A 26,637-nucleotide genomic window follows, 5' to 3' on the forward strand; every position below is an offset into this window, starting at 1 on the left:
TCTAGGAGGTTTCGCCCTTGAACAGCAAGAAATACCAGAGACTAACGCTCGCTATCGCCCTTGGCGTGGGCGTATCCGCAGCTGCTTTACCGCATGGCTTTGCTGCTGCAGAGAGTACGGCGGAAGGGGCTCCCGTGCTGAGTGACACGGCCTCGTCTGCCACGCACATGAATGTGGATGCACCCGTTGCCAATGCGCCGACCCTGACGACATCGCCGGCTGCATCGAGCTCTGATGAGCGTGCCGCAGCATGGGCGGCGAAGCGTCCGGCGGAGGATGAGATCTCCAAGTATCTCGCGGCGCAGGTCGGCAAGACCATTGTGGAGATCAATTTCACCGGTGCATCGGCGGCAACCGAGCCGACAGCACGCGCGGCACTGGCGATGCATGTTGGTGATGCGGTCTCGGAGGAAGGGCTTGTGAAGGATCGTGATGCGATCTATGCGACAGGCTATTTCTACGATCTTTATCCGACGTTCGAGCAGGTGCCCGAGGGCGTTGTGCTGACGTATCATGTGCTTGAGAATCCTGTGCTCAAGGAAGTAAAGGTCGAGGGGAATACGGTCGAGACGACGGAAACGCTGATGGGGCTTATCACCGTGAAGAACGGTGAACTGCTGAATGCACGCACCTTACAGGAGAATGTGCAGGCGATTCAGGAAAAGTACCGTGCAGACGGTTATATTCTCGCGAAGATTACGGATCTGAACATTGCGCAGGACGGTACACTTACGATCAAGATCAGCGAGGGCGTTCTTGAGGGCTACAAGGTCAAGGGCAACAAGAAGACGAAGGATCATGTTATCCTGCGCGAGATGCGCCAGAAGACGGGTGAGCCGTTCAATGCGAACCTCGCGCGGCGCAGTATGCAGCGCGTTTACAACCTCGGCTTCTTCGAGGATGTCAATGTCAAGATGAATCCCGGTATCGAGCCGAACGCGGTCGTCATGGAGATTGATGTCAAGGAGAAGCGCACGGGTTCGTTCGGTATCGGTGCGGGCTACTCGAGCGCCGACGGTATGGTCGGCATGGTGAGCGTCAGCGACACGAACTTCCGTGGAATGGGCGACACCATCAGCCTCAGCTACGAGATCAGCGGCGATGATACGGATGCACGCGGCTATACGTTCATGTACCGCCGCCCATGGCTCGACAAGAAGGAGACGGCGGGCACGCTGCGTGTCTACAACCGTACGTATGAATATGATGACTACGATGAAAATGGCAACCACAAGGAGTCGTTCATGCGGAAGTACTCGGGCGGTGAGTTTACACTGAGCCGTCCCATGAGCGAGTATTCGACGAACTTCGTCACGCTCCGCAACCGCAAGGACAAATATGTCAAGCATACGGAGACGGGCAATGCCGGCAACCGCAGCGGCAATACGGCATGGCTCAGCAGCAATTTCGGCACGACGCGCAGCATTACACTTGAGCATGTGACGGATACACGCGACAATATCTATGAGACGACAACGGGTGCACGTGCATCGATCTCGGCAGAGTTCGCAGGGCTTGGCGGCGACTTTAATTACCAGAAGGTCATTCTCGGCGATGCTCACTATCTGAAGGCGGGGCGCTCGCAGGTGTTTGTTCTGCGTGGGCAGTACGGGGTCAGTCATGGATCCATCTCTGAGTACAGTCAGTTCCGCATGGGCGGCCAGGATACGATCCGTGGCTACCGCGAGGATCAGTTCCGTGGGACGCGTATGGCACTCGCCTCGCTTGAGTACCGATTCCCGATTGTATCGAAGGTAACGGGTGCACTCTTTACGGATTACGGCGGAGCGTGGAGTGATGGCTTCATGCCGGAGAAGATGCACGGGAGCGTCGGCATCGGACTCGGGCTCAACACGCCGATCGGTCCGCTGCGTCTTGACTACGGGCGCGGTTCGCAGGGTGGCCGCGTGCATTTCCGCGTCGGCGGCACGTTCTGATGAGATCGGTCTGCCTGCCTTTGCGTTTGTGGGCGCTCGTTCTTCTCGTATTTGCAGGATGGGGGCTTTCTGCCCCCGCATACGCCGCAGCGTCCTCCCGCGTGGAGGAGACTGCGGCGATTGTCATAGGTGACAAAACCGTTCCATCCATTGTGCGTGCCCGTATGGAACGCACGGTTGCGGCAATTGCGGCGGAACGTATGGAGGGACGTGCGGTGGCGGCGATCTCTGCGGCAGAGGAGGCGGAGATTATCGGTGCGGTCTTTGACCGCCTGCTTGTCGGCTATACGGTGACGGAGACGCTTGTACGACCTGCGGTGCACACGGAGGTGGAGATCCACCTTGCACCGTGGGCAGATACGATCCAAAGTGTCGCTGTCGAGACAGCGGTCGAGGGGATGCCGTCTGAGGTGGAGGCTCTTGTGCAGAGCGATCTCGCAGGAGTCCATGAGGTCTTTTCGGAGGCACTCGTAGGTCTGCCCCTTGCGGCGACGGACTGGGCGGCGGGTGCGCTCAAGCAGCGGCTAACCGCATATATGGACGCGCATTTGCCGGAGTTCCGTGCCGACTATGATCTCGACGTGGATCGGGCGGCGCGGGTGCGTCTGACTGTCTATCCGCGTCTGCCCGTTGTGCGGACGGTCGATCTCTCGATGCGTTCGGACACGATTCCGAATGTCACGCTGCTCACGCGCCGCCCGGCGATGGAGACTGCGGTGAACCGCCTTGTTGGTGTCCCCGTCGCCTTTGTTGCACGTCACCGCACCTCGTTCGAGCAGCAGCTCGCGAAGACGCTCGATGCGCGGAGCGATTTTCGTCGTCTCCATCTCGTCTCGCGTGTGACGATTACCCCGGCAGAGCAGATGGCGGTCATGAGCCGCACGGATACGAGCCGTTATCGGCTGCGCCTGACCGGATGGCTCGATATCGGGCGCACGGCAAAGCATCGGGACGATGCGCGGCGCGATCTGAATGTGCGCCTGCACGCGGGACAGATGTTGGGTGCGCGTGACGAGCTCTATGTGGAGACGGATGCAGCACCCGAGGATGTGCAGCTGGACTGGCGTGTGGGCTATGCACGCACCCTCCTGCCGCATCTGACGGGAGAGCTGCGCTATGATCTGAGCGATGCACGGTTCTCGCTTGCGGGCAGCTATGCGCTGCATCCACGCTGGCATCTGCGCTATGAACATTGGACGGATACGGATGCGTACGAGTGGGAGCTGCGGTACAAGCTGCATGATTTCCTCAGCATCGCCGGGCTGGTCGATGGTCATGATACGTGGCTGCGGCTGATTGGAAATTTCTAGGGGTGAAACGGTGAAGCGGATTTCGATTGTGGTTCCGGTCTACAACGAGGAGGAGAATATCGCGCATTTTACGGAGAACGTGGAAAAGGTCATGGACACGCTGCCCTATGCGTACGAGATTCTCTTTATCGATGACGGCTCACGCGACCACAGCCGTGAGATTCTGTTGGAACTCGGCACACATGACCCGCATGTGCAGTCGATCTTTCTCGCGCGTAATTCCGGGCATCAGCTTGCGCTCACCTGCGGAATCGACCATGCAGACGGCGATGCGGTCATTACGATGGATGGCGATATGCAGCACCCGCCGGAACTCCTGCCCGTGCTCCTTGCCAAATGGGAGGATGGCTGTGAGATCGTTCAAACCATACGTCTCACGACGGAGGGGGTCTCACTCTTCAAGCGGCTGACCTCGAAGTATTACTATCGTCTCCTCAATGCGCTCTCGGATGTAGAGATCGTCGAGGGCGGTTCGGATTTCCGACTGATGGATCGAAAGGCAGTGCTCGCACTGCGCCGCTACCGCGAACACGCGCGATTTATCCGCGGAATCGTCGGTTCGATGGGATTCCGCAAGACAACGGTGGAGTTTGTGGCGCATGAGCGCTTTGCAGGGTACTCGAAGTTTTCCCTGCACAAGATGATTTCGTTTGCGCTCGACGGTATCCTCGCTTACTCGGTACAGCCCCTGCGCATTGCGTTCTATGCGGGGCTGCTTTCGGCACTGCTCGCCGTGCTGCTCTTTCTCCATGTGCTCTTTGAGACGCTGAGTGGGGCGACGGTTCCGGGGTGGTCGACGATTGTTGTGTGCAGTCTGTTTTTTGGCGGGATGCAGATGATGATGCTCGGGGTTTGCGGTGAGTACATCGCGCGTATTCTGCAAGAGGTGAAGAATCGTCCACTCTATCTGATCGCGCAGGACAACCGCCGTCGGAACGGATAGCAGGGGGAGGAATGTGATGAATGAGCGGTTGACAAGCTTTGTGGCGATCTTCTGCCTCGTGATGCTGTATTTTTGGGGCAACGGATCGCTTCCTGTGACTGCGCCCGTCGAGGTGAACTACGCGCAGACGGCAAAAGAGATGCTGGCGGCGGGGGACTGGCTTTCGCCGCAGATCTACGGAAACTACTGGTACGACAAGCCGATTTTCTTCTACTGGGAGCTCGTCGCGGCGTTTTCCATGTTCGGCGTGACGGATTTTGCCGCGCGGTTTTTCCCTACACTCTTTGCGGCGGCGGGGCTTGGGCTGATCTATGCCTTTGCACGGAGGCTCTACAATGAGCGGACGGCGTTCTGGGCGACGATTATCCTTGGGACAGGCGTGCTCTATTCCATGCTTGCAAAGCTCATTCTCACGGATATGAGCCTCTTCCTCTTTTTCGGCGGGACACTTGCGGCGTTTTTTATTGGCTACTATGAGCAGCGGCGAGGCTATTTCTACATCGCATATGCGTGCGCGGGGCTTGCCGTTCTGACGAAAGGCCCCATCGGTCTGCTCCTGCCGGGGCTTGTCATCCTGGTGTTTCTCGCTCTGGCGCGCGATCTCTCGGCACTGCGGCGCATCTGCATTCCGACAGGGCTGCTTGTCTTTGCGGCAGTCTGCGCACCGTGGTACATCTATATGTATCTTACCCACGGGGCAGACTTTGTGAACACCTTCCTCGGCATCCACAACGTGCTGCGTGCGACGGTCTCCGAGCACGCGCAGTGGAATGTCTGGTATTTCTACCTCGGCATCTACTTCATCGGGATGTTCCCGTGGAGCTTTGCACTGCCTCTTGCACTCTACCGTGCGTGGCGCGTGCGCCCCATGATCGACGTACGGATTCTCTTCCTGCTCGTCTGGGCGGTTGTTGTGCCGCTCTTTTTTCAGTGCATGGCGACCAAGTACCCGACATACAGTTTTCCGGCGTTCCTGCCGACGGCGATCCTTACGGCACGTCTGCTCGCGCACAACCCGCGTATACTCAAGGCGGGGGCGATCGTCGGGATGGGGCTCTATCTCGCCGTGGTACTCGTGGTGACGAACTACACGGAGCGTGACGGGCATTTTAGCGGCAAGGGTGCGGCGGCGATTCTCTCTCAGACGATGCGTGCAGACGATCTTCTTGTCTGCTACGGCGACTATACCGCAACCATACCATACTATACCGGGCACGCGATGTATGCACTCGCGACGCGCGAGGAGATTGCGCAGCGCGCACCGAAGGAGATGAGCTGGAACAGCAAGAATGTCATGCCGTTTCTGCCGATGGACGAGCTGCCCATGGATCGGACGGTGTATCTCATCGTAGAGCGGCATGCGTTCGAGGCGTTTGAGGAAAAACTCGCGGCATTGGGATGGGAGGAGCTCGGTGCACTGCCGCACGAGGGGCGGACAAAACTGCGCATTTATCGGCGTCCTTTTTTGCCGATGTCCTTGAATGAATCTGCAGAATAGTGTATGATGGAGACGTATTTTAGAGAGTTCTATCAGAAAGAGGGATTGTCATGATGAAAGTCAGCAAAATTGGGTTTGTCGCTGTGGCTTTTGCCGCTTCATCGATGCTTATTGCAGGCTGCGGCGGTGCAAAGACCGCGGAGCGCGCACCGGGCCCCGGGGCACTGCAGGGGAGCTGTGATAAGCAGGATGTCATCACAAAGGAGAATTTTGACGGTCTCCGTGCGGATCTGAGTCTCAGCGATCTGGAGGCGATGTACGGCAAGGCGGTTCTTGTTCAGCAGAGTATTGTGGATGGTGTCTACAGCTCCACCTATCGCTTTCAGGACGGTCCCAAGACTGTGGACGCGACCTTTACACATGAGAATTGGCTGAACAATCCGCTCAGCTGTCCCAAGATCGCAAGCATGGAGTTTTCGGAGACACCGCTGTCCGCCCATCGCGCAACAAAATAATATTGAACTGTACGATGCTCTTTGCTATAATAGGAGTGTTCAGTCATCATACTAACGTATGGGATAGAAAAGGAGAATATATTCATGATCAAATTGCAGCAGAAGCAGGTTAAGATTATCAGCATCCTCATCGCCGTCGTCTTTGTCGGCTCAGTGGTTGCCCTTGCACTCACGCAGAGCGGCTCTGGAGTCGTCTCGGCGGCGACATCCTCTGTCGGCGTTGTGGATTATCGCCAAGTCGGCAGCCAGCATCCGCAGCTTGCGGCGGCAAACGCCGAGATGCAGAAGGCTTCGCAGGAGGCACAGGCAGATTTTGAAGCAAAGTCGGCGAATATGAACGACCAGGAGAAGTCGGACTACTATCAGCAGACGATGCAGCGTCTCCAGCAGAAGAACGAGGAGCTGATGGAGCCCATCGAGAAGAGCATCCAGGACGCTGTGAAGAGCGTTGCCGAAAAGAAGGGGCTCTCGGTTGTCATCGAGAAGGGCGCAGTGGTCTACGGCGGACAGGACATCACGCAGGATGTTGTCAAGCAGCTGAGCAAGTAATTCGTAGGAAATGCGCATATGTACCGGGCAGAGCTCTGCTCGGTACATTTTTGTAAGCGGAGGAGGGCCGGCTGTGCAGAAACTATGGCAGACAAGGCGCAGGGAAATCCTTGCGGGTACTGTATGCATCATCGCTCTCCTCGCCGCGCTGTTCCTCAGACCCACACCCGAGGCACCGATGCCGGAGAGTGAGATCGGAACAATGCGGATCGCGGAGGTGCTCGCGGCGCACCCCTCCTATGCACATCTGCGCGAACTGCGTGCCGAGGAGCAGACGCTTACATTGCTCCTGCGTAATCTCCCAAAGCTGCCCGAAATCGAGCCACCCAAGACGGATGATACACCTTTTGCGGACTCCGTCTGGCAGAAGAACGCGCTGACCGTTGTCTCGGCACGCGTCGAACTTGAACGCGAGCAGAAGAATTTGACCGAGGCAATCCGCAAGGCGACGGAGGCGGACTATGAGGCGCAAAGAAAGGCGATTGACGATGACTATCTGAACGCTATTCTGAACATCAACCTCAAGATTGACAATCAGCGCGCGATGCACGGTCCAAATCCTTCGGAGGAGGAGCTTGCCCGGGAGCGCGCCCGGTGGGAAGAAGAACGTGAATTTCTGAAACGTGAACGCGGTGCGCGCCAGATGGAACTCTACCGTCGGTGGCAGGAGGAGATTCGGGCGCGTGTCGCCGCAGAAATCGGACCGCGGCAGGCTGCGTGGATGCAGCAGACACAGGAGACCGTGGAGGCACAGAAAGCGGCGACGGAGCGTCTCAAACAAGAGGTGGAGGAGCGCAACAAAGCGCAGATGAAGCGCGCCGTTGATGCACACGAAGGTCAGTCTGTGCTCACGCAGCGTGCCGCACGCCTTGCTGCCGTTCGTGCCGAGGCGGACGCTCTGGAGGCTGAGATTCTGCGCGATGTGCGCAGCCGTGCGGCGAAGCTTGCCCTTCAGTATCATTTTTCGCTCATTCTCGCCAGCCCCGAGGAGAGTGGGTCGCCACTTCTCTTCGAGCGCAATCCGTTCGATGTACGCCGTTATGCTCCACTCATCAGCAACACGGCGCGGGATGTGACCGACGAGATGGTGCGCGAGATGCAGAGCATTACGGCTGCCGCACAGAAATGAAGCAATTTATTTCGATACTCATGAAAGGACTAATTGACAGATGAATTATCTCAATAAGGCGGCTGCGGCTGTCCTTCTTACCTCAAGTTTCTTCGCGGCGGGCTGCGGTCAGGTGCATATCGGTACGGTTGACAGTACGCGTGTGCAGACCGAGGCACCACAGATCAAAGCAGTGATTGATGAGGCAAACGCAAAACTCATGGAGGCGCAGCAGGAGGCACAGGCGAGGTTCGAGGCGTCACCGAACATGACGACCGAGGAGGCGCAGCAGCTCCAGATGGAGACACAGCGCAAGATGGCGGGGCTCAATCAGATGTATACGATCCAGCTCCAACAGAAGCTGGATGTCGCCGTGCAGGATATTGTCAAAGAGAAAAAATTGGATATTGTGCTTGACAGCGGCACCAAGAAGCAGCCAAGTGTCCTCACGGGCGGTGTGGATATCACGGATGAAGTGATTGGCAAACTCCAATAAAAGGGGCAGGAGCATGGAAAAGACAGTCAATGAGATCGCAGAGCTTGTCGGCGGTACCGTTGGTGGGGACGGTACACGTGTGATTCGTGGGCTTGCCGCACTGGATGAGGCGAGCGCGGATGATCTCGCCTTTGCCGTTCCGCCGCACATCGAGGCGGCGCGTACGGGCGCAAAGGCGGGGGCACTCCTCCTGCCGATGGGGACGGAGGGTTTTGATGGCTCTGTGATTTTCGTTGCAGATCCGAAAGCTGCGTTTGCCAAGCTATTGACCATCTTTGTTCCGCCCATCGAGCACGCTGTTGGTGTGAGTGATGATGCGTACATCGGGCGCGGTGTGCAGATCGGGGAGGGCGTGACCATCCTGCCCTATGCCTATGTGGATGACTATGCGGTGCTCGGTGCGGGCGTGACGATTTATCCCCATGCCTATGTCGGGCAGTACAGCGTGATCGGCGACCACACCGTCGTCTATCCAAGCGCGACCGTGCGCGAACACTGCCGCATCGGTGCCCGCTGCACGATTCACAGCTCCGCCGTGATCGGCGCGGACGGTTTCGGTTTTACGACCGAGGCGGGCGTACATACAAAGGTGCCGCAGGTTGGCGGTGTCATCATCGAGGACGATGTGGAGATCGGGGCTCACGTTGGTATCGACCGTGCGACGCTCGGTGCGACTGTCATCGGCAAGGGCACGAAGATCGACAACCTTGTGCACATCGGACACAACTGCAATATCGGTGCGAACTGTCTCATCGTTGCACAGACGGGCATCTCCGGCTCGACGAAGGTCGGACACAATGTCACGTTCGGCGGGCAGGTCGGTACGGTCGGGCACATCAATATCGGCGCGAACTCTGTCTATGCCGCACGCTCCGGCATCATCGCAGATATGCCCGAGGGCGTCTTCTGTGCGGGCTTTCCCGTGCAGCCGCATACGGAGTGGCTGCGCGTACAGGCGGCGATTCGCCGTCTGCCTGAGATGGTGAAAAAAATAAAATCTCTCGAAAAGGAGCTCGCGGATCTGCGCGGGAAGGGCTGAGATGTTCTCCTACTATGCGATGAAAGCTCTGAGCTTCCTCATCTGCCTCTTGCCGCATCGTGCGGCGATGGCATTCGGTGAGGGGGTGGCGTGGCTTGCGTGGAACTTCATCCCCGCGCGCCGCAAGGTACTCGCCAAGGAGCAGGTCACGCGCTGTCTCGGCGTTTCGGATGCGGAGGCGGAGCGTATTGCACGCGCGAGCAGTCTGCGCTTCGGTCCAATGCTTATGGAGGTGCTGCGCTTCCCTGTTATGCACCCACGCATGAGTGCGTATGTCACACTTACGGGGGCGGTGGAGGAGCTGCGCACGGCTGTCGCCGATGGACGCGGGGCGATCTTTGCCACCTCGCACAGCGGCAACTGGGAACTCATGGGCGGTGCATTCGCCTCGGCGGGATTCCCCGTGGTGGGTGTTGCGAAGCGGCAGAGCTCGGCGGGGATGGATCGCTTCATCAATGAGTATCGTACGCTCGTCGGTATGCACGTCACCTATCGCTCTGGTGTGCGCGAGGTGTTCCGTATGATCGACGAGGGCTGGATCATCGGGCTGATCAGCGACCAAGATCCATCGTTGCGCGACGGTGTCATCATTGACTTCTTCGGGCAGCCGACGAACGCATTCACGGGGGCGGCGGCGATTGCACGGCGGTGCGGCGTACCGATTTTTCCCGTGTTCATTCACCGCGAATCGAACGGACATCATACCGTCACCGTTGAACAGGGCATCATGGTCGAAAAAACAGACGACCGTGCGGCGGATGTCAGGCGCGTAACACAGACCGTGAGCATGCACATTGAGAACTGGATCCGCAGATACCCAGAGGAATGGTTTTGGCTGCATGACCGCTGGAAATCTTTGCGGGAGAAAGCAGACGAAAAGAGTGAGCCATGAGGCATTTGCTTCATGGCTCACTCTTTTTGCTGTTGGGGTCAATCGTAACGCATGAGGTCGTCGATGGTAATGTTATCGCCGCTTTGTGCGGGGGCAGGAGGTGTCTGGGGTTCTTTCGGTGCGGTATCTGCACCGCTCTGCGGCAGCGCAGTGCGTGCAGCGATGCCGGAGAGGATGGCACTCGCTGCGGGAGTATCTACTGAGGATTTCGCTGCGGCTGCTCCTGCGGTTTCGAGCGGTGTGAATGCAACCTCCAATGTGTCACCCGTATGGATGGGACTGGTGAAGTCCGCCTTGACACCGTTGACGAGGAGGGTGAAGGTGACGCGGCTCGTTGCGGGCGGCGGGGTGAAGCCGACGGCGAGCAGTGCCTCGCTGACGTTCGCTGTGCCCGTTCCCTTTTGGTAGGCGATGACAGCTCCGTCCTCGACCACCGATCCCGGCGATGCCTTGTGACCGTTGATGGTAAGCGAGAAACCGGAGGCGGGCACCTGATGCTCTTTGCCCTCGTAGGTGATGGTTGCGTAGGAGGCGGCTGCAGAGAGGTCGAGGACAGTTTCGATGGTCGGGATCGCGGTCTCCTCGTACTCGATGACATCGCCCTCGTGCAGCATGGTGGAGAGTGGTGCAGGGGCATCGTTCAGCGTGATTTTCGGCAGAGTGGAGAAGCGGCGTGCCTCTCCGTTCAACGTATAGGAGATGCGCCGTCCCGTGGGTGGGAGGTGCTCCGCCCTCAGCACCTCACCGAGGGTACGCTCGCGGCGCGAGACAATGACATCGCCGTCACGCAGAATGGGATCGCCGTCGGGCACGCTCTCGTTGACGAGAATGCTCGCTGCGACGGTTGTTTCCTCCCCGTTGAGGATGACGGTGTAGCCATCGATCGTGCCGACGATTTCGCTTAGACGAATTTCGGGCTGTGTTCCGTTTTCGCCCGCGACGAGCTTGATCCGGCAGTCATCGTGAATGGGGGAATCGAGGCTTGCGCTCTTACCGTCGATTGTGATCTGTGCGAGCGTACCCATCGTGCCCGGGAAACTGCGCCGCTCGCCGTTCACGGTAATCATCAGGCCCATGCCGGGGCGGCCGTTGTATTTCCGCAGACTGATGCCGGCGGCGAGCAGGGCATCGGAGACGTTGAGCTCACGGAAGTTGAAGAGACTGTACTCGATGTCGTTGATCCAGACAGCGAGGAAGTGCAGTGTATTGATGGAGGCGATCTTGAGGATACCGAGCGGCGTGACTGCATCGGGCGCGTGGAGCTCGGCGGGCAGATCCGCAACGCCGTCTACCTCGTCGGGTTGCCGTACGGCAACGCGGCCCTCGGGAATGCCGAGGGCACCCGCCACGAGCTCCGGCATCATGGGGGTGCGTGCGCCGCCACCGACAAGCATGACCGCCTGCGGTGCCTCGCCGTTCAGTTCCAAAATCTGCTTTGCAATCGCCGTCGCGAGATGTTCTACGCTCGGCTTGATCGCGGTGAGGACCTGATCGGCACTGAGCGAAAGCTTCATACCGAGGATATCCGTGAACGAGACATCCTGTCCGTCCGCCGCCTTGCGTTTGATGTCCTCGGCGATGTTGAAGTCGAGCAGGTACTCACGCGAGATTGCCTCGGTGATCTCATCGCCTGCCATTGGCACCATACCATAGGCGATGACAGAGCCGCCGCGTGTGATGGCAACGTCGGAGGTACCCGCGCCGATATCGACGAGGACGAGATTGAGGTGACGCATCGTCGGCGGGATGAGGACGTTGATGCCCGCGATCGGCTCAAGGGTTAGTGCGCGCATTTCAAGATGTGTCTCGCGCAGCGCGGACTGCATGGAGTCGACAACCTGACGTGGGAGAAAGGTTGCAATGACGGTTGCCTTTGCGTGTCTGCCGCGCTGTCCGACGAGCGTCTTGAGCTCATTGCCGTCGAGCTCATAGCGGATCGTACTGTAGCCGACGCAGTAGTAGCGTGTCGGATCGTCGACGGTGTGTGAGTGCGCGAGTTTTTTCTGCGCTGCCTGTACGCCGGCAAAGTCGAGGTCGCGCTGCTGTGCGGGGGTGATCGTGCCCGTGATGTCCTGCTCCGCATCAGCGGTCATGGTGTAGAGTGCACGACCCGCAGCCGCCACGGCGGCATTGCTCAGTGTTCCCGTGCGCTCGGTGAGCCGGCGCTTGACCTCACGGATAATGGCGGCGACTTGTGGCACATCGTGAATCTGCCCGTCAAGCATGGCACGGGTCTTGTGCTCCATGCGCTCCGTGGCGAGGATGTGGAGGAGTCCCTCCCGCTGTTCGGCGACAATGCCGATGACACTGCGTGTGCCGATGTCCAGCGCGAAGACCAGTTCCGTGGGCCGTTCGCGCTGCACCGTAGTCGGACGGCCCGTTGTCTCACTTTTTTTCGGACGGCCGCGTCTTTTTGCCGTCGTGTCCGCCAACTCCTCCTGCACACGTTTTTTGGGGCGTCCTCGGCGTTTGGAAGGTGCATCCCCGTTGATCTCTTCGTTTGTTTTATCCGGATCCGTCATGTCAATCTCTCCTGATCCTTTGTCAACTAATGTATAACATTATATTTATTCGTTTCTTTTTAAAAAAATCCTGCCATGCAGCGCATACAAAAAGGTCAGAACAGAGCCGCCGCGGGGGCAGTTCCACTCTGACCACAAGAGAGGGGTCTGAAATGCCGTATGACTTATATGTCTATACCTGCGTAAAGCAGGTGGGTACCCTAAGTCCGGCTGCCGCGTTCTCGCGATGAGCATCGCGTTCACCGGAATCAATTCGGATTCCCTGAAAGATCTGTAGGTTAGACATTGCTAAGGCACACGCACACCTAAGGCTCACCTTCTTGTCCATTATGATAGCATAAAAAAAATCGACCTGCAAGACTTGACAAATGCAGGAAGAACAATTTGATGGAACAATTTGAAATCTGTCTTTTCGGAAAACTTCATCGAAATGTGCGCGACCTCTTTTCCTCGGGAAAATCCCGTGTTATAATAGATATGAGAATATGGAATTGTTGAACTACAGGGAAAGATGGGGCGATGGAGATGGCAAACGTACGGGATGCCGTTGGTGCAGTCATTACCGCGATTATGGCGCAGAAAGATTATCTCACGGCAGTGGATGCAAAGACCGGAGATGGGGATCACGGTCTCAATATGGCACGTGGTTTTACGGCGGCGGAGGAGCGTCTGGCGGAGCTGCCGCCTGATGCGCCGATCAAGGATGTCCTCCATTACATTGGACGTGCGTTCATCGAAAATGTCGGCGGCGCGGCGGGACCTCTCTACGGCATCGCCTTCGTGCGTGCGAGTGAGGCAGTGAATGACAAGACGCGGCTCGACGTGCACAGCTTTGAGAAACTCTTCACGGCGGGCATTGACGCGATCCAGCGGCGCGGACGTGCCGAGCGTGGAGACAAGACGATGCTCGATACGCTCATTCCGATCCGCGACGCGTTCCGCGCGGAGAATGCGGATGGCAAGAGTCTGCGCGAATGTCTTGAGGACGCGCTGAATGCAGGACGTGCGGGCGCGGAGTACACGAAGACGATTGCGGCGCGTCGTGGCCGTGCGGCACTCATTGGCCCGCGCAGCATCGGCATCGAGGATCCGGGTGCGATGAGCTCGCTCATCATGTTCCGCGCGCTGTGCAGCTATCTGCGCGGCTGAGATTAGAGCATTGCAGTTTGGAGGAAATATACGTTGACAACTACGGAGATTCGCACCCGTTTTGCACCGAGCCCGACGGGCTATATGCACATCGGCAATCTGCGCACGGCGCTCTATGCCTATCTCTTTGCGCGTGCAAATGACGGGACTTTTATCCTGCGAATTGAGGATACTGACCGGAATCGTTACGTTGCGGATGCAGTGGACTTTATCCGCCGCACCCTCGATGCGGCGAAAATCGTACCGGATGAGGGACCCGATGAGATCGGCGGCGACTATGGGCCCTACGTTCAGAGCGAGCGCATGGAGATCTACAAGGAATACGCCGAGCGGCTTGTTGCAAGCGGACACGCCTACCGCTGCTTCTGTAATCATACGGAGGAGGCGGAGCCTGTGGACGGCGAGAAGTCGTTTGGCGGCTATCCGCGTACCTGCCGCGACCTTAGTCCCGCCGAGGTGGAGGAACATCTCGCGCGCGGTGAGGAATATGTCATTCGTCAGAAGATGCCGCTCGTTGGTGAGACAACATTCTACGATGTCCTGCATGGAAATGTCACGATCCCGAACACGGAGCTCGAGGATCAGGTGCTCCTCAAGCGCGACGGAATGCCGACGTATAACTTTGCAAATGTCATCGACGACCATTTGATGAAGGTGTCGCATATCATCCGCGGCACGGAGTTCATCACCTCCACACCGAAGCACGTACTCCTGTACGAGGCGTTTGGCTGGGAAGCTCCCGTGTTCGTCCACCTCGCCCCCGTCATGGGACGCGATGACGAGACGGGCAGGACGAGCAAGCTCTCGAAACGGCACGGTGCGACGAGCTTTGACGATCTCGTAAAGATGGGGTACCCCGCTGAGGCGATTGTGAACTATGTTGCGCTGCTCGGCTGGAATCCGAAGACGACGAATCAGGAAGTCTTTTCGATGGATGAGTTGATCGAGGCGTTCTCGCTCGAAGGGCTCTCGAAGTCGCCCGCCGTCTTTGACTACGACAAGCTTGGCTGGATGAGCGGGGAGTACTTCAAGGCAATGTCGGATGCGGAGTTCACCACTGCTGCACGCCCCTATGCAGGGGATCTGCCCGCACATCTGGAGGCCCAGTGGCCGGCGATCGCCCGCCTCCTGCGCACGCGCGTGACGAAGCTCTCCGACGTGCGCCCTGCGATTGCATTCCTCATTGAGACACCGCCGTTCGATGCGGCCCTTTATGAAAACAAGCGCAACAAGGTGACGCCGGAAGCGGCAAAGGAACTCCTGCCCGTGCTTATTGACATCCTTGCGGCACTGCCCGCAGAGCACTGGGAAAACGGTCTCCTCTATGCCCTGCTTGAGGAGTGCATCGAGCGCGAGGGATGGAAGAAAGGCACGGTCATGTGGGTGCTGCGCATCGCAGCGGCAGGGCAGGCAGTCACGCCGGGCGGCGCGACGGAGCTCCTTGCCATCCTTGGCAGAGAGGCGGGGCTTAGGCGTCTTGAGGCGGCACTTGCGCATCTTTCGGCATAAGTGTGGGCTGCAAAAAAATGCTTGCGTTTTCCAGGATTCCATGATATAGTATCTCCTGTTGACATAGTGGCGCCTTCGTCAAGTGGTTAAGACACCGCCCTCTCACGGCGGGTTCATGGGTTCGAATCCCATAGGCGTCACCAATCCATCGGCGCCTTCGTCAAGTGGTTAAGACACCGCCCTCTCACGGCGGGTTCATGGGTTCGAATCCCATAGGCGTCACCATTGTAATAGATAGGAGCTGCTATGCAGCTCCTTTTATGTTTTGCGGTTCGGGATTTTCCGTGTCTGCGAGGGAGGCTGCGATGCTCTTTTTATCGATGCTTCTCATGGGGGGGATCATCGGATTTGTCGGAGCAGGCGGCAGCGGCGTTATCATTACACTGCTCGTCGTCGGCTTTGGCGTTCCCATTCATCAGGCACTCGCCGTCGCACTTGGTTCGATGGCGTTCACGACACTCTCGGGGGCGATCAGCCACTACCGTGAGCGTGAGGTTGTTCCGCTGACGGGCGCGGTGCTCGGTACAGGAGGTCTGTTGGGTGCACTGATCGGTGCGGTGCTGTCGAACCATATCGAGGCACCGAACCTCAGCCTGTTTACAGGTGTGATGCTGCTTTCGAGCGCACTCCTTCTATATCTGCGGATCTATCAGGCGGTGTGGCTCGGACGGCAGATCCCCGTGCGTGAGGAACTGCTGACGGGGCGGCGGCTTTATCTCTGCGGACTGCCCGTCGGCTTCCTGTGCGGTGTCCTCTCGGGTGCGTTTGGCATCGGCTCAGCGGCATACATCCAGATCGCGCTCATGGTGATCTTTGGCGTGCCTCTTTTGCAGGCGATCGGGACGACGATGATGATTATTGTCCCGATCTCCATCAGCGGCGGTATCGGCTACATCCTGTACGGACAGCTCGAGCCGTGGCTCTTCATCCAGACCCTTGTTGCACTCTCGGTCGGTTCGTTCTTCGGAGCGAAGCTGACACATCTTGCACCGCTGCCCGTGCTTCGGTTCTGGATTGTGGCGCTGCCCACAATCGGCGGGATGATTATGGTATTCTTTCGATAGATTGCCGCACTGCGGCACGGATTGGGGGGGAATCTATGAGAAAGATTTTGGCAGTTCTGCTGCTCATGTCGGTTGCGTTTTCCATTCTTGGGTGTGATGGAGGAGCGCCCGAGGAACGCAAGGAGCAGGCGAAATACCGCCGAATTACAGCGGATGAAGCACAGGTGCTCATGCAAAAGACGCAGGACTATCTGATCCTTGATGTGCGCTCGCCGGAAGAGTTTGCCGAGGGGCATATTCCGCACGCGATCAACATCCCGATGGATCAATTCGGCGAGGAGCCGCCGCGGGAACTGCCTGACCGCAGACAGACGATTTTCGTTTACTGTGTCAAGGGAATTCGCAGTATGAATGTTGCCAATCGCCTTGCCCACATGGGGTATAAAAATATTGTCGAGATGGGCGGTATTCAGGATTGGCACGGTGCGATTGAGAAATAATTATTTGGGAAGCCCTGATAAATTCAGCCCTGTCATCTTGGCGCATCTTTTCTGCCCTCTCTTCGTCGACAAATCCTCCACATAGCTTTGGCTATGCATCCGGTTTGTCTCCTGGATAGGACAAAAAATCTACACCAATCTGACAGACTTCATTTTATCAGCGATTCCTTGATTGTGAGGTATTGTTATGAGTAAATTCGTTATGGTTCTTTGTCTGAGTGTACTGACACTTGGAATTTGCGGATGCGGAAGTGCACAGCCGCAGACGGCCGCACCGAAGTCCGCCGCAGGGACGTTTCAGCGTGTAAGTTCCGATGAGGCAGCAAAGATGATGGCGGCGGAGCAGGGATATCTGATTGTCGATGTGCGGACGGCGAAGGAATACGCTGACGGGCATATACCGAACGCGATCAATATCCCGAATGAATCCATCGGGGGAGCAGCGCCGAAGGAGCTGCCCGATAAAAATCAGAAGATCTTCGTCTACTGCCGCAGCGGCGCACGCAGCGTACAGGCGTCGGAGAAGCTCGCAGGACTTGGCTATACGAACATCGTCGAGATGGGCGGCATCAACAACTGGCACGGAGATATCGTGAAGTAATCCCACATATCATTTTTCACATACGCAAAGAACGCCGTTCCCAACACTTGGGAGCGGCGTTCTTTTCTGTGTTAGGGGATATTGTTTCGCTTAGACCTTTGCGACCGGATCGAGTGCGCTGACCTCGCCCGTGGCGGTCATCTCGATACTCGTGCCCTCGGGCAGACCCGTGAAGATCACGAGACAGGCATCGGACTTTGCATTCTCACGAATGTAGTCGATGTCGAACTCCATGAGCTTGTCGCCTTTCTTCACCTGCTGTCCCGATTCGACAAAGACCTTGAACCCATGTCCTCCGAGCGCGACCGTATCTACACCGATGTGGAGCAGATACTCCATGCCGTCCGCGCTCTTCATGCCGATGGCGTGCTTCGTGTCAAAGACAAAGACTACCTCGCCGTCGGCGGGTGCAAACACCTCACCTTTGCTCGGGTAGATGAAGAAGCCGTCACCCATCATCTTGCTCGCAAACGCCTCGTCAGGTGCCTCCGTGATCGGATGTACTGTGCCTGTGACGGGGCTGCAGAGCGTGCGCTTTTCGCTTGTGGAAGCCGCTGCCGGTGCTTCTGCGGCGGCGGAATGTCCCTCGACGGGGGCTGCGGCAGGCGCATCATCCTCCGGCTCGACCTCGGGTGCTGTCTCAAGATAGGTTTCGAGGTTTGACTTGATGACGGCGACCTGCGGACCGTAGATGACCTGTACGCCCGTGCCCTTCACGATCACGCCGACCGCGCCCGTCGCCTTGAGCAGTTTTTCATTTACAAGAGAGGAATCTGCGACCGAGCAGCGCAGACGCGTTGCGCAGCAGTCCACGGACGTGATGTTGCGTTTGCTGCCGAGGCCGCGTGCAATCGCCGCGCTCTTTGCGTCACCCGATGCACCGCTGTTCGAGCCGACCGCGCCCTCGCGTGCCTTGTAGTCCGCCTTTGTATAGAGCTTCGTCTCCTCGTCATCGTCCTCACGGCCCGGTGTCTTGAAGCCGAAGTGCTGAATCATCCAGCGGAAGATGAAGTAGTAGAGGAAGAAGTAGATCACACCGACAGGGATGACATACATCCAGTTCGTTTTTGCCTCACCCTGCAAAATACCGAAGATGAAGAAATCGAGGAGACCGCCGGAGAACGTAAGCCCCACGGCGATGTTCAGCATGTGTGCAATCATGTACGCCGCACCCGCAAGTGCGACCTGCACCGCGAAGAGCGCGGGTGCAACGAAGAGGAACGAGAACTCAATCGGTTCCGTGATGCCCGTGAGCATACAGGTGAGTGCCGCCGAGAGAAGCAGGCCGCCCGCGACCTTCTTCTTTTCGGGGCGTGCGCAGTGGTACATGGCGAGTGCCGCGCCCGGCAGACCGAAGATCATAAAGATGAACTCACCCGAGAAGTACCGCGTCGCGTCTGCACTGAAATGTGCGACGTTCGGTGAGGCAAGCTGTGCGAAGAAGATGTTCTGACCGCCCTGGATGAGCTGTCCGTCGATCATCATCGAGCCGCCGACTCCGGTCTGCCAGAACGGCAGGTAGAATACGTGGTGCAGACCGAAGGGGATGAGCGCACGCTTGATGATACCGAAGATCAGCGTACCGATATAGCCCGTGCCTGTGACGAGGCTGCCGAGGGCAAAGATGCCCTGCTGGGCGAGCGGCCAGAGGAAGTACATCGCGATGCCGACACCGAGGAAGACAATCGTGGAGATGATCGGGACAAAGCGCGAGCCGCCGAAGAAGGAGAGCGCGTTCGGCAGAACGATTTTGTGATACTTGTTGTGCAGCCATGCGACGCCGATGCCGACGATGATGCCGCCGAACACACCCATCTGGAACGACATGATACCGCAGGATGCGGCGATCGTTCCTTCGAGGACCGTCGGTGCGATTGAGCCGTCCGGCAGGATCTGACCGCCGAGCTTCAGCATCGCGTTGCAGGCGGTGTGCATGACGAAGAATGCGATCATCGCCGAGAGTGCCGCGACCTCCTTCTCCGCCTTTGCCATGCCGATGGCGACACCAACCGCGAAGATGATCGGCAGATTGCCGAAGATCGTGCTGCCGGCGCTCGCCATGATCGTGAGCAGCGCGTTCAGTGCCGTGCCCGTACCGAGGATGCCGCCGAGCCCGTAAGTCTCAATCGTCGTCGGATTCGTGAACGACGCGCCGATGCCGAGCAGAATGCCCGCAATCGGCAGAATCGCGACCGGCAGCATAAAGCTGCGCCCGACGCGTTGGAGCACACCAAAGATTTCATCTTTCATAACGTAACCCCTTTCCCCCTCCGCATTCATCTCCATCCGTACAGCCTCCCCTTTGGGCGATACATGGAAAAACACCGAAAAGATCGTGAAAACTATGCTGGTGTTTCGCTGATGAACTGCGGAATCTATAAGATCATACATGATAATTATACCGTAGATGGAGCGAGAGTGTAAAGGGATGATTTTGAGAAGAACGACAACAGCGAAAATATTTTGTGGGAGTGTTTCACTGTCATAGCCCATGATATGATGAAAGACTTTTTGAAGGCACATGAACGCGAGGTGATGAATATGGTCGGGGTTGAGTGGGATGAGAAGCTGTTTCGCGAAGCTGTATTTGAGGACGGTCTTGAGCAAGGACTTGAGCAGGGGCGTATCTCTGCTGTCCTCAATATGCTGAAGGAAAAACTGCCGCTTGAGATGATTGCACGCATCTCTGAGATGTCGGTTGAAAAAATTCGGGAAATTGGCAAAACGCACAGCTTGCTATAGTTGTCTCACGTATGCTATAATATTTCTATCATTGTTTCGTGAAATTGAGGAGTGCGTGTATGAGAGGTGCGGAGGCGGTTCTGGCGTGTCTGCGCGAGCAGGGCGTTGATACCTTGTTCGGCTACCCGGGCGGGATGATTTTGCCGCTTTATGATGCTCTCTATGCACAGAAGGAAATACGCCAGATTCTCGTGACGCATGAGCAGAATGCCGCACATGCGGCGGATGGCTATGCGCGTGCAACGGGGCGCGTCGGAGTCTGCATCGCAACGTCGGGACCAGGTGCGACGAATCTTGTGACGGGGCTTGCAACGGCGTACATGGACTCGATTCCCATGGTCGCAATCACAGGGCAGGTGGACATCGCCATGCTCGGGCGTGATGCCTTTCAGGAGACGGATATCCTCGATGTAACGATGCCTGTCACGAAGCACAACTATAAGATCAAAAATGCGGCGGATCTCGTGCCGACGATCCGCGAGGCGTTTGCGCTCGCACGCAGCGGCCGGCCGGGGCCTGTGCTCCTTGATGTGCCACGCAATCTCTTCTTCGAGGAGGTCTCCTACGTCGCCGAGAAGCCGGAGGTACGTACACCCGGCAAGCCCGACGCGGATTTTATGATCTGTGCGGCAGAGGCGGCGGCGGAGATTGTCGCCGCCGAGCACCCGCTCGTGATTGTGGGCGGCGGCGTGATCTCGGCGGGAACGTCGGCGGAGGTTACGGCGTTCATTGAGAAATATCATTTGCCGGTGGTGCACACGCTCATGGGCATGGGTGCTGTGCCAAGCACACATCCGCAGATGCTTGGTTTTGCGGGGATGCACGGGGAGAAGGCGGCGAACTATGCCATCGGTGCGGCGGATCTCGTGATTGCGATCGGCAGCCGTTTTGCCGACCGTCAGACGGGCAATCTCAGCAAGTATACGGCGAACCGCAAGTTCATTCACATTGATATTGACCCCGCTGAGATTGATAAGAACATCGAAAACAGCCTCGGTCTCGCGGGGGATATGCGTACGATTCTGGAGCTTCTTATGCGGCAGCTCCCGAAGAGTGATCTCGCGGGGTGGTGGGAGCAGATCCGCACGTGGCAGGAGGAATATGACTACGATTATCACATCGGTCGGCTGACCGTGCCATGGGCTCTGCATCAGGTAGCGCAGAGTACGACGGGCAAGGCGTACGCCTATGTGACGGATGTGGGGCAGCATCAGATGTGGGCGGCACTCCATCTGCGCGTGGAGGAGCCGCGGACGTGGCTGACTTCGGGCGGTCTTGGAACGATGGGCTACGGCCTTCCTGCTGCGATGGGTGCACAGCTCGCTTGGGGGGATCAGCGACGTGTGATTCACATCACGGGCGACGGCAGCATCAAGATGACGGGCAATGAGTTCTATACGATTGCACGTCTCGGCCTTCCTGTGATCTCAATCATCGCGAACAACCGCAGTCTCGGCATGATCCGCCAGCTGCAGAAGGTGCTCTATGATGAGCGATACATTGCTTGTGAGCTCGATCACGAGATGGACTATGTGAAGTATGCGGAGAGCTTTGGTATCCAGGCGGTCAGTGTGTCAACGCAGGAAGAGTTTGCGGCGGCGCTTAAGAGCGCCCTGGAGGATCGGACGCATCCGCGTGTCATCGTGATGGATGTGTGGCGCAGTTTTGTAGAGCCGATGGCGAAGGGCGGTGCGCGCATTGATGAGTTTGTCGACTTTAAGTAACCATGCGTCTGTGCGACACGCCGAGCGGGGATTTTCTCTGCTCTCGACACTGCTTGCGGTGATGATCCTCGCGGTGATCCTTGCGATCGCCGTGCCGCGCTTTCAGACGGCGATCAGTACAGCGAATGCGGTGAAGGTACAGGCAGATCTCACGGCCCTTGACACGGCGATTGTGCTTTATCAGACGGCGAAGGGGCAGAGTCCAAAAAACCTTGATGATCTGGCAGACTATGTGACGGATCTCAAAAATCTCAAGCCGCCTTCGGGCAATGTGCGCGTCGGGGATCAGGATATCTCCATGGAAGGCAAGACGTATCAGATCGAGAATAAGAACAATGTCTACCGTGCGACGTGCGGCGGTAAGACGGCGGAGGAGTTTCGTTCACAGCAGACGGCAAAGTAAGGGAGGCGCACAATATGCAGGAGGAAGCGCGGATGCTTTTTCCCGCAGGGCGGCCGCTGTGCCTGCTTTCTGTGCTGTGGCTGCTCGCGGTATGCGGTATTCTCTCTGGTGACGGTCTGAGTGTACGCAGTCTGTGCGGCGGTGTATTTACTGCGATACTCCTATGGCTTTCGTATCTTGATCTGCGCGATGGCCTGCTCTACGATGTGATTACGATGCCGTTTGCAGTGGTGGGACTTGCATTTTCCCTGATGGGCGCTTTAACGTCTGTGGCAAATGCGGTGATTGGTGGGACGCTTTGCGGCGTCTTATTTTATTGCCTGTATATCGCCGCACGCGGCGGACTTGGCGGCGGTGATGTGAAACTCGCCGCGGGGCTCGGGGTATGGCTCGGATGGGAGGCAGCTGTGGTCGCTGTCTGGATCGCGTTTATGCTTGGCGGCATCACGGCGACAGTCCTCCTCATCACGCGGCGTAGAAGGCGGCGTGACGGGATTCCGTTCGGCCCCTTTCTCGCGGTCGGCGGCTATGTCGCGTTTGTGGCAGGCACGCAGCTCTGGCAGCTCTATTGGGGGCGTATCTGATGCGGTATCCTGGTGCGCAGGGCATGGCACTCATAAATGTGCTCATTGCGCTCTCCATCATCAGTACGGTACTTGCAGTGGCCGTTCCTGTGGCCCTCTCGTTCTATGCACGCGGAGCGACGGAGTACGAGGCGATGCATCTCGTTGGGGAGCTCCGCCGCGTGCAGGCGCTCAGCCGAACGACGGCAATGCCGCTCTACGTGTTGGAGGGGCGGCCGTCATGGGAGCGCGTTCCACGTTTGCGCATTCGTGCCGACGGTTATGTGCTTCGCCGCCCCTTTGGCGATGATGTGCGCGTTCATCGTCCGCTGCCGCTCGTGCGTTTTGAGCAGGAGACGCTGAAAAATACGGTCGTAGAGTTCAACCGCAACGGCGCGATTGCGGATCACTGGAAAAGTCACAATATGACGATCCGCATCTACGTTCCGGGGTATGAGGAGGATGACGTGCGCGTTGTGATCGATCGGGGGGCTCGTATTCGTCTGCAGAGGGGCGGAGGAAATGTGGCGGATGAGGAATGATGCAGCAGGATGGGTGCTCATGGAGGCGGTGCTGCTCACCTTCATTGTTCTCACCGTCGCTGCTGCTATCGGCATTTTCATGCGGACGGCACTTGTCCAGGAGCACGCCGCGGCACGCATGGAGGCAGCGTTCCTTGCGCGTGAGCAGCTTTCCGTATGGGAGGCGGCATTGGATCAGGGCCAGCCACCGCGCAGCGGTGTGACCGAAGTCCGCACGAATAACCGCACCTATCAGATCGAAACCTCAGTCACGCGTGCAGAGATTTTTTACGATGTGCACCTGCGGCTTTCGTGGCAGGTGTTGGGGCGCGAGGAAGATGTGGAATATGTGCGGAGGCTGCGTCAGCATGGTCGGACGAATCCCTAGACGGTGCTGCGGGGAAAGCGGGTTTGTACTGACGGAGATTGCTGTCAGTCTGCCCATCCTCGCGCTCCTTTTGACGTTCCTCGCCTTCGCCGTCATGTGGAGTTTCCGCAGTTACCGACAGGAGATTGCCGACGCGGAGCTGCAGCAGGAAATGCAGATTGCCGCCGCGCGCATTGTGGAGTCGGCGCTGCTCTCCGAGCGCATTCGGGAGCGACAGCGCGGTGTGTATGAAATGCGCCAGCGGACATGGGATCGTGAGCCGCTGGATCGGTATTGGGTCAGCAACGGAAATCTTGTGTTCAACTATGCAACGTACCCCATTACGGGAGCCTTCTCGGGTGCAGGTGTTCATATCACATCGTTTTCTGTCAAGTCCGATGCGCACGCCTCGTGCCTCTATCACATCGAGATGACGGGGCGTAGTATGGTGACCGGGCGCACGTACATGCTGAAGACAAGTGTCTATCTGCGGGAGGATATGGGTGGTACATAACGATGAGCGCGGCACGGTCTCTGCCATCGGGCTCTGTGTGCTGACGGCGATTCTCCTCCTCGCGTTTGCAGCGGCGCAGTTCATGCGCGGCAGCGCGGGCATTGCCTCCGAGTACGAGCGCGAGATGCAGCTGCGTCTTGCCGCCGAGAGCGGCGTGGAGACTGTTGCTGCAGCACTTGAGGCAAATGCGGATGCCTACGGTGCGCCGCCCGCCAAGGGAGAACACAGGGAAGTGTCTGTGGGTACAGTCCCGATGGCGGAGAACATCACACTGCGTATTTTTATCGAGAACCCGCCGGATACAGCACCCGTGGGTGCGATCAATGTGGTTGCGGCAGCTGTCGATGTGGGCAAGCCGCGCATTCCCGACGGCGAGGATTGGGTGCGGGCGAAGATTGTCCGTGCGCGGATGGAGAAGAAGGGGGATCGCTATGTCTGGCGGCGTTGGTTTTAGACTGCCGTGGACAGTGCGCGCGGCGGTGGGGATTTACCCATCGGCGCAGGGGCTCGTACTCGTTCATCTGAGTGCGGCAGAGGACGCAGAGGGGCGATGGTCTGTTGCGGAATCCCGTGTGGTGAAAACGGATGACGCGGATCTCTCAGATGCGGTGGCATTCGCCGCGTATGTACGTGCAGAACTCCTGCGTGCGGGGTGGGAAAAACTGCCGCTCGGGCTTGCGCTTCCGGAGGCGGAGGCAGAGATTGCGGAGCGGGAGCTGCCTGTCCTGCTTACGGGCGAGGAGCTGCGCGAGGCACTTCTCTGGTCGCTGCACGCTGAGAGTGCGACGGATGAGGCGCAGGATATCGCTCTTTGCTGTATGGCACGCAAGGGAACCGTGCCACAGCAATACTGGACAGCTCAGGTGGATGCAGCGCACATTCGGACGTATTTTTCTGCGTTTGCCGCAGCGGGCCTGCATCTGCGCCGGCTGACTGTCTGTCCGCCGAACGGTGGTGTGCTTGCGGAGTCGATCGAGGCGGCACATGAGCCGTGTATGCCGTGGGAGAGTGCAGCGGCAGAGCCAGACGACCTCCTTCCTGCGATCTATGCGGGACTGCTCCTGCGCGCGGATACGCCTGTGCATCTGTATTGGACGGGGGAGCGACAGTTTTTTGGTCGCTTGCGTGCGCAGGCTGCGCTGTGGATTGCCGTACTTGCAACGGCGATCTTCCTCGGCTGTACCGCGGCGGATGTTGCCGCCAATCTGGCGGAACGGAGGGCTCGCGATCAAGCTGCGGAAGAGCTTGCGCTCCGCGCGTCGGAACGTGCGCGTATGGCGGAGTTTTCTGCGCTGCGCGTTGACCTCGCTGAGCGTGAGCGGCTTTTGTCCGCATTTTTGAGTGAATCGCTGCCTGTCCGTGCGCTGCTCATTCACCTCGGCAGTACGGCGGTGGACGGGGTTCGGCTCACGGGGCTTCATGCAGATGCGCAGAATGTTCGTATCGAGGGCGAGGCGGCGGACTATGCCGCGCTTTCCACCCTGATCGGCGCGTTGGAAGAGGATGCCTTTTTCTCCGTGGAGACAACGCTTGAACATGCGGGACAGGAACAGACAGTGGACGGCATGTCGGAGCAGGTCCTCTTTGTCCTGCGCAGTCGGTGGTAGGAGGCGGCGATGGAACGATTTTCCGAGCGGCAGCGCATCGAGCTTGCGCTGATCTGGGCACTTGCTCTTCTCCTCTTATATATGCTCGTGCTCGCACCGTACCTTGGTGCAGACCGTGAGGCTGTACTTGCCGAGCGTGCGGCGGCAAAGCGTCTGTGTGCACGGATGGATGATTATCAGCGTCTCCTGCTGGATGATGCGCGGACACTGGAAAAACTGGGAGCACGTCAGGCCCGTGTCGCGGATGCACTGCCCGAGGAACACAGGCAGGGGGTGTTCATTCATATGGTGGAGCATTTGGCACAGGCGAACGGCGTGGTGATTGAGGGTATTTCCCCCCAGAAAGACGATGAGCGCGAAGGTCTCCTTGTGCATCCGATGGAACTTCGCTTTCGTGGGCGGTATTTCGACGTCCTTTCCTTTCTTCATGCCGTGCAGGAGATGCCGCGTGGTGTAGTGTTCGGCGATTTTTCAATGAAGAGTGAGGGCGATGAACTCGATTGCGTGTTTCAGCTCAAAATTGCGGCATACACAGAACGGCCGCGGGAGAACGGAGAGGGGTCAGTGAACGATGCGCCAAGATGAGAGGGCCTATCAGTGCTTCCGTAAGTGCTTTGCAGGAAAAACCGCCGTTGTATCGAATTTATTTATGATGGGGACAAGGGAAACGCTGACAGGGATGGT

At 58.0% G+C, this 26,637-nt stretch carries 27 protein-coding genes, 2 tRNA genes and 1 other RNA gene; 27 read left to right on the top strand and 3 right to left on the bottom strand.

Annotation, left to right across the window (positions count from 1 at the left end):
- Nucleotides 1–17 precede the first annotated feature (17 nt).
- From HMPREF9334_RS09255 to HMPREF9334_RS09300, 10 genes are all read left to right on the top strand, one after another.
- Nucleotides 18–1,937 carry a BamA/OMP85 family outer membrane protein gene (locus HMPREF9334_RS09255; protein ID WP_006693209.1) on the top strand — a complete coding sequence of 640 codons (1,920 nt, stop codon included), beginning with the start codon at nt 18–20 and terminating at the stop codon, nt 1,935–1,937.
- Nucleotides 1,937–3,247, top strand: a complete 1,311-nt coding sequence (locus HMPREF9334_RS09260; RefSeq protein WP_006693210.1) for a hypothetical protein — start codon at nt 1,937–1,939, stop codon at nt 3,245–3,247. The genes HMPREF9334_RS09255 and HMPREF9334_RS09260 overlap by 1 nt, the downstream gene beginning before the upstream one ends.
- A gap of 10 nt (nt 3,248–3,257) precedes the next feature.
- Nucleotides 3,258–4,190: a glycosyltransferase family 2 protein gene (locus tag HMPREF9334_RS09265; RefSeq protein ID WP_006693211.1), complete on the top strand. Its 933-nt coding sequence runs from the start codon at nt 3,258–3,260 to the stop codon at nt 4,188–4,190.
- A 16-nt stretch (nt 4,191–4,206) separates the two neighbouring features.
- Nucleotides 4,207–5,688, top strand: a complete 1,482-nt coding sequence (locus HMPREF9334_RS09270; RefSeq protein ID WP_006693212.1) for an ArnT family glycosyltransferase — start codon at nt 4,207–4,209, stop codon at nt 5,686–5,688.
- A gap of 50 nt (nt 5,689–5,738) precedes the next feature.
- On the top strand, nt 5,739–6,143 hold the full coding sequence (locus HMPREF9334_RS09275) for a hypothetical protein (protein ID WP_006693213.1): 405 nt from the start codon (nt 5,739–5,741) through the stop codon (nt 6,141–6,143).
- An 84-nt stretch (nt 6,144–6,227) separates the two neighbouring features.
- Nucleotides 6,228–6,692 (top strand): OmpH/Skp family outer membrane protein, encoded by a 465-nt coding sequence (locus tag HMPREF9334_RS09280; RefSeq protein WP_006693214.1) that lies wholly within the window; start codon nt 6,228–6,230, stop codon nt 6,690–6,692.
- A 73-nt stretch (nt 6,693–6,765) separates the two neighbouring features.
- A complete protein-coding gene (locus HMPREF9334_RS09285) occupies nt 6,766–7,821 on the top strand; it encodes a hypothetical protein (protein WP_006693215.1) in 1,056 nt (351 codons plus the stop codon).
- Nucleotides 7,822–7,861: 40 nt separating this feature from the next.
- Nucleotides 7,862–8,296 carry an OmpH/Skp family outer membrane protein gene (locus HMPREF9334_RS09290; RefSeq protein WP_006693216.1) on the top strand — a complete coding sequence of 145 codons (435 nt, stop codon included), beginning with the start codon at nt 7,862–7,864 and terminating at the stop codon, nt 8,294–8,296.
- 13 nt (nt 8,297–8,309) lie between these two features.
- Nucleotides 8,310–9,335, top strand: coding sequence for a UDP-3-O-(3-hydroxymyristoyl)glucosamine N-acyltransferase (gene lpxD / locus HMPREF9334_RS09295; protein WP_006693217.1), 1,026 nt, complete (start codon nt 8,310–8,312; stop codon nt 9,333–9,335).
- Nucleotide 9,336: 1 nt separating this feature from the next.
- Entirely contained in the window at nt 9,337–10,227 is an 891-nt protein-coding gene (locus HMPREF9334_RS09300; protein ID WP_006693218.1) for a lysophospholipid acyltransferase family protein, read from the top strand.
- Between the two features lie 38 nt (nt 10,228–10,265).
- Here HMPREF9334_RS09300 and HMPREF9334_RS09305 read toward each other — a convergent pair whose 3' ends face one another.
- Entirely contained in the window at nt 10,266–12,749 is a 2,484-nt protein-coding gene (locus tag HMPREF9334_RS09305; RefSeq protein ID WP_006693219.1) for a cell division FtsA domain-containing protein, read from the bottom strand.
- A gap of 140 nt (nt 12,750–12,889) precedes the next feature.
- Nucleotides 12,890–13,065: non-coding RNA, 6S RNA (ssrS, locus tag HMPREF9334_RS11805), on the bottom strand.
- Nucleotides 13,066–13,274: 209 nt separating this feature from the next.
- Here ssrS and dhaL point away from each other — a divergent pair.
- From dhaL to HMPREF9334_RS09345, 7 genes are all read left to right on the top strand, one after another.
- Nucleotides 13,275–13,898, top strand: a complete 624-nt coding sequence (gene dhaL, locus HMPREF9334_RS09310) for a dihydroxyacetone kinase subunit DhaL (RefSeq protein ID WP_039957556.1) — start codon at nt 13,275–13,277, stop codon at nt 13,896–13,898.
- Nucleotides 13,899–13,931: 33 nt separating this feature from the next.
- Nucleotides 13,932–15,407, top strand: a complete 1,476-nt coding sequence (gltX, locus tag HMPREF9334_RS09315; protein ID WP_039957495.1) for a glutamate--tRNA ligase — start codon at nt 13,932–13,934, stop codon at nt 15,405–15,407.
- 68 nt (nt 15,408–15,475) lie between these two features.
- Nucleotides 15,476–15,550 (top strand) — tRNA-Glu (locus HMPREF9334_RS09320).
- 7 nt (nt 15,551–15,557) lie between these two features.
- Nucleotides 15,558–15,632, top strand: a tRNA-Glu gene (locus HMPREF9334_RS09325).
- An 80-nt stretch (nt 15,633–15,712) separates the two neighbouring features.
- Nucleotides 15,713–16,471 carry a sulfite exporter TauE/SafE family protein gene (locus tag HMPREF9334_RS09330; RefSeq protein WP_006693222.1) on the top strand — a complete coding sequence of 253 codons (759 nt, stop codon included), beginning with the start codon at nt 15,713–15,715 and terminating at the stop codon, nt 16,469–16,471.
- A 35-nt stretch (nt 16,472–16,506) separates the two neighbouring features.
- A complete protein-coding gene (locus tag HMPREF9334_RS09335; protein WP_039957496.1) occupies nt 16,507–16,911 on the top strand; it encodes a rhodanese-like domain-containing protein in 405 nt (134 codons plus the stop codon).
- A gap of 187 nt (nt 16,912–17,098) precedes the next feature.
- Entirely contained in the window at nt 17,099–17,512 is a 414-nt protein-coding gene (locus HMPREF9334_RS09345) for a rhodanese-like domain-containing protein (protein ID WP_006693224.1), read from the top strand.
- Between the two features lie 90 nt (nt 17,513–17,602).
- Here HMPREF9334_RS09345 and HMPREF9334_RS09350 read toward each other — a convergent pair whose 3' ends face one another.
- Nucleotides 17,603–19,762 (bottom strand): PTS sugar transporter subunit IIABC, encoded by a 2,160-nt coding sequence (locus HMPREF9334_RS09350; protein WP_039957557.1) that lies wholly within the window; start codon nt 19,760–19,762, stop codon nt 17,603–17,605.
- Between the two features lie 249 nt (nt 19,763–20,011).
- Between HMPREF9334_RS09350 and HMPREF9334_RS09355 the strand changes: the two genes are divergently transcribed.
- The 10 genes from HMPREF9334_RS09355 (at nt 20,012) to pilO (ending at nt 26,538) form a co-directional block, all read left to right on the top strand.
- The gene (locus HMPREF9334_RS09355; protein WP_211204854.1) at nt 20,012–20,254 is read left to right on the top strand and encodes a monoheme cytochrome c; all 243 of its coding nucleotides are present in this window, start codon (nt 20,012–20,014) and stop codon (nt 20,252–20,254) included.
- Between the two features lie 59 nt (nt 20,255–20,313).
- Nucleotides 20,314–21,978, top strand: a complete 1,665-nt coding sequence (ilvB, locus tag HMPREF9334_RS09360) for a biosynthetic-type acetolactate synthase large subunit (RefSeq protein WP_006693227.1) — start codon at nt 20,314–20,316, stop codon at nt 21,976–21,978.
- 61 nt (nt 21,979–22,039) lie between these two features.
- Entirely contained in the window at nt 22,040–22,381 is a 342-nt protein-coding gene (locus tag HMPREF9334_RS09365) for a type II secretion system protein (protein ID WP_245535261.1), read from the top strand.
- 14 nt (nt 22,382–22,395) lie between these two features.
- Nucleotides 22,396–22,965, top strand: a complete 570-nt coding sequence (locus HMPREF9334_RS09370) for a prepilin peptidase (RefSeq protein WP_006693229.1) — start codon at nt 22,396–22,398, stop codon at nt 22,963–22,965.
- A complete protein-coding gene (locus HMPREF9334_RS09375) occupies nt 22,965–23,486 on the top strand; it encodes a pilus assembly FimT family protein (RefSeq protein ID WP_006693230.1) in 522 nt (173 codons plus the stop codon). Before HMPREF9334_RS09370 ends, HMPREF9334_RS09375 begins: the two co-directional genes overlap by 1 nt.
- The gene (locus HMPREF9334_RS09380) at nt 23,476–23,853 is read left to right on the top strand and encodes a hypothetical protein (RefSeq protein WP_006693231.1); all 378 of its coding nucleotides are present in this window, start codon (nt 23,476–23,478) and stop codon (nt 23,851–23,853) included. The genes HMPREF9334_RS09375 and HMPREF9334_RS09380 overlap by 11 nt, the downstream gene beginning before the upstream one ends.
- Nucleotides 23,834–24,346: a hypothetical protein gene (locus HMPREF9334_RS09385; protein WP_006693232.1), complete on the top strand. Its 513-nt coding sequence runs from the start codon at nt 23,834–23,836 to the stop codon at nt 24,344–24,346. Before HMPREF9334_RS09380 ends, HMPREF9334_RS09385 begins: the two co-directional genes overlap by 20 nt.
- Complete coding sequence (locus tag HMPREF9334_RS09390) at nt 24,336–24,800, top strand: hypothetical protein (RefSeq protein WP_006693233.1); 465 nt, start codon at nt 24,336–24,338, stop codon at nt 24,798–24,800. Before HMPREF9334_RS09385 ends, HMPREF9334_RS09390 begins: the two co-directional genes overlap by 11 nt.
- Nucleotides 24,778–25,953, top strand: coding sequence for a PilN domain-containing protein (locus HMPREF9334_RS09395; protein WP_006693234.1), 1,176 nt, complete (start codon nt 24,778–24,780; stop codon nt 25,951–25,953). Before HMPREF9334_RS09390 ends, HMPREF9334_RS09395 begins: the two co-directional genes overlap by 23 nt.
- A 9-nt stretch (nt 25,954–25,962) precedes the next feature.
- The gene (pilO, locus tag HMPREF9334_RS09400) at nt 25,963–26,538 is read left to right on the top strand and encodes a type 4a pilus biogenesis protein PilO (RefSeq protein ID WP_006693235.1); all 576 of its coding nucleotides are present in this window, start codon (nt 25,963–25,965) and stop codon (nt 26,536–26,538) included.
- Nucleotides 26,539–26,637: the final 99 nt, after the last annotated feature.

The organism is Centipeda infelix ATCC 43532 (assembly GCF_000234095.1).
Lineage (GTDB): Bacteria > Bacillota > Negativicutes > Selenomonadales > Selenomonadaceae > Centipeda > Centipeda infelix.